Source organism: Streptomyces sp. NRRL F-2664, from assembly GCF_000719345.1.
GTDB lineage: Bacteria > Actinomycetota > Actinomycetes > Streptomycetales > Streptomycetaceae > Streptomyces.
Map to the genome: position 1 here is coordinate 1 of NZ_JOFX01000156.1, position 2,582 is coordinate 2,582.

A 2,582-nucleotide genomic window follows, 5' to 3' on the forward strand; every position below is an offset into this window, starting at 1 on the left:
CGACGCGTCAACGTCCTGTGGGCCCTGATCCGTGACCGACGGTGCTACGAGGTCACACCCCCTGTGGCCGCAACCGCTTGACAACAACATTAGGAAGCGTCCTGGTCGAGCAGATTCATCGCAGGTACTGTTCAGCGGCCCGTCCAAGCAGGGTCGTGCGGAGCTGCCGGTCAACGCGACGCCGCTCCAGAGTGGCGTCCTGCCCTCGCATCGGAGCACTGATCCAGTGGTCCTGACGGTGTGCGTGCAGATCCTGCAGGCCGCCGACCGTACCGCTCTCTACTCCTGGGCGCGGTCCGGGCGGGAGACAAGTCGGGAGCCGATCAGGCAGCCGACGCCGATAATGATCGACCTCCACTGCCCCTCGACGACGCCGTGGGCGAGAAGACCAGGCCGATGCCGACGAGCACCTTGTGGAACGGGATGCCCTCGCGGTCCCGCTCGTCGTCGTCCTGGGGCGCCCGGAGTTCTTCGAGTTCGGCGACGATCTCGTCGACCCGCTTGCTCGCGTACTGGTAGCCGTTGCTCTCCGGCTTGTCGCGGAGGTTCCCGACCATCGCGGAGAACTTCCGCAGCTCGGCTTCGAGCTCCGTGATCCGCTGGGCGATCAGCTTCGACTCGGCGTCGTCGTCGGGCATGCTCGTCTCCCCTCCCCGACCGTACGGTCTCGACGGCCAGCCACACCACGATGGTGGGGCGGGCGGCCGCCGATCACGAAACGGCGGAAGGTCAGTCCGCGGGGCCGCGGCCGCCGCGTCGTGCTCCCGGAGCATCCACATCACCGTGCCGGCCGAGGGGTGCCGGTCCTTCTCGACGAGGTCCTCACCGGGCTGTGGCGCACCGGCACGCCTCTGGCGAGTCATCACTGGGACGGTTGCGAACCCGATCTGGTCATCCTGTCCAAGGGCCTCGGCATCGGCTACACCGCCGTCGGCGCGGTGCTGGTGTTGCCGGAGATCGCGCCGCTGCTGCGGCACAAGGACGCGGACCCGCTGCCCGCGATGGGCTGCTGGCCGGCGCCGGCTTGCAGGCGGATGTGGTGCTCGGCGGTGTGCAGTTCGGTAGCGCGGGAGCGCCGCGCCCATTTGCGTTGGCCACAGCCGGCCCGCCGGCCCCAGGGCCTGGGCACGGACACGTGCGCGTGGACAGGGGCGCCATCCCGGCCCGCCGGACCGGTCCATCCCGGGCGTCCAGGACCTCCCGCACAGCGGCGATGAGGTCCTGGACCGGTGCACTCCACGTCCGGGCCGGAGCAAGCAGCGCAGCGTGCTACCGCTGGCGGTTCCCGTTGCCCGCAAGCGGGTCATCCTCTGTGTCCGGGAACCGAAGTCCCGACCCTTCCGTGAGCCTGTCAGAGACGGGGAGCAGACGCGCGCCAGTCCTGATTGTCGCCGCCGCCGCAATCCCACAGCTGTATCAGGGTTCCGGGCCCGGTCCCGGCGTTCAAGGCGTCCAGGCAGAGAGTTCCTTGATGAATGCTGCCGTCCTTGGCGATCGTCCAGCGCTGGTCCTGGCTGCCGTTGCATTCCTCGGCGACGACGAGAGAACCGCGGGACGCACCGCTGGGTGCCCCGGCGCACAGGCCGGTCGCGGTCCGCAGCTCGTGGGCGCTGCTACGGGTGAACAGCTGTGTGGCTCGACTGTCGCAGCTGGCTAGCTGCAGACGGGTGGTGGAGGCATCTATGCAGAGCGCCGACGCAGCACCTACGAAAGCGACCTTCTGGGGGTTGCTGGAGACTTGAGGCGCAGCGGTGTGCCGCCGTGCAGCCGTCTTGGTGGGCGTTGGGGCGGAAGCGGAGGGTGACTCGCCGGCCCGCGAGGTCGGGAGGTCCGCTGCTGCACTTGCCCCCACGCTTCCGTTGAGCCTCGGGGTGAGAGGCTGCACAGGCGAGGGCACGACACTCGGAGGCATCCCGACATCCGGTCGCTGCTCGTCAGCACCGAAGACCAGCACGGCGCCCGTCAAGGCGGTAGCGCTCACGGCGGCAACCAGCACCGTGCGGATGCGGCGGTCAGGTGCCGATGTCGGGTGGGCGGATCCCCGGTGCCAGGCCAACTGTTCCGTCGGGTCCGCGAGGCCACCGTAATCGTGACCTCTTTGGGCGGTCGGATCCGACGCGACCTCGTTGTCCGCAAAGGCGGCTATCGAGGCTTCGTCGAGCGGAGCCGGTGCGGTGGGACGGAAGACATTGGGCAGGGGCGCTCCTGCCACCGGGCCGGCAGCGGGAGGGTAGCGCCGTACTTCGCCGGCCGTGTCTCCACCATTACGGGCATCGCTGTTCGCGGACGGATTTCGCGGGCTGCTCTCTGCGGTCATTGCTCCTGACTTCCTTGTGCATGATGCGGCGACCACGCGGTCGGCAAAAGGGTGGTGCATGCCTGCCATACCGGCAGAAGAAGCTTTGGGCCCGCTGCGGGAGGCAGCGGCGTTCTCCTGCCGCGCGTCGACCAGGAAGTTCCTGTCGACTCCCTGTTGCGGTATCACGTGTCGATGTTGATGGCGGCGAAGATCGCGGTGCCTTCGGCGTTGGTGACGATGGCAGGGCCGGCATTGCGGGAGCCCGGGTACGTCAGGGCTTTTC

3 protein-coding genes are annotated in these 2,582 nt (G+C 68.8%); 1 reads left to right on the forward strand and 2 read right to left on the reverse strand.

The genetic code is table 11. The features are described from left to right. Positions 1 to 323 precede the first annotated feature (323 nt). The gene (locus IF89_RS46670) at positions 324 to 638 is read right to left on the reverse strand and encodes a hypothetical protein (RefSeq protein WP_030776934.1); all 315 of its coding nucleotides are present in this window, start codon (positions 636 to 638) and stop codon (positions 324 to 326) included. Between the two features lie 159 nt (positions 639 to 797). On the opposite strand from IF89_RS46670, the gene IF89_RS49980 reads away from it, so the two are divergent. Beyond that, positions 798 to 1,217: an aminotransferase class III-fold pyridoxal phosphate-dependent enzyme gene (locus tag IF89_RS49980; RefSeq protein WP_158718111.1), complete on the forward strand. Its 420-nt coding sequence runs from the start codon at positions 798 to 800 to the stop codon at positions 1,215 to 1,217. A 134-nt stretch (positions 1,218 to 1,351) separates the two neighbouring features. On the opposite strand, the gene IF89_RS49985 is transcribed toward IF89_RS49980, so the two are convergent. Next, the gene (locus tag IF89_RS49985) at positions 1,352 to 2,386 is read right to left on the reverse strand and encodes a ricin-type beta-trefoil lectin domain protein (protein ID WP_420707016.1); all 1,035 of its coding nucleotides are present in this window, start codon (positions 2,384 to 2,386) and stop codon (positions 1,352 to 1,354) included. Between the last annotated feature and the right edge of the window lie 196 nt (positions 2,387 to 2,582).